We start from the raw sequence: 359 nt of genomic DNA, 5'->3' as shown, positions 1-359 counted from the left end.
GCTGCTGTTGGCGGTGGCGGTGCCAATAAAGGTGTTGTTGTCGTAAATCGTCACCTTGCTGCCCGCCTCGGCGGTGCCGCTCAGCGTTGGCTTTGTGTCATCGGTGGTGCCACCGGAGGTGATATTCCCCTTGGTGCCCACATCGTCGTACGCGTTGGTGATGTGCGGCGTGGCCGGTGGCGTGGTGTCCCTGTCACTGTCCTGATTACCCTTAACCAGCTCAATGGTGAAACCCTTGCTGACTGGACTGATATTCCCGGCTGCATCGGTCGCCGTGGCGCTGTAGATGTAGTTAGTGTTGAAGTAACCAATCGCCGGTGACGTCCAGGTCCAGTTGCCATCCGCATCCGCCTCCACGC

Annotated in this window: 1 protein-coding gene; it reads right to left on the bottom strand. The window is 59.3% G+C overall.

The window, feature by feature from the left end; genetic code table 11:
* Positions 1-359: hypothetical protein (locus ACG0Z5_RS24030; RefSeq protein ID WP_394451698.1), on the bottom strand; the 359-nt coding region annotated here is incomplete at both ends.

Origin of the sequence: Scandinavium sp. M-37, assembly GCF_043558715.1 — a bacterium.
GTDB lineage: Bacteria > Pseudomonadota > Gammaproteobacteria > Enterobacterales > Enterobacteriaceae > Scandinavium > Scandinavium vulneris_A.
Note: the sequence above shows the minus strand (reverse complement) of the source record. Positions and strands in the feature narration are given on the sequence as shown.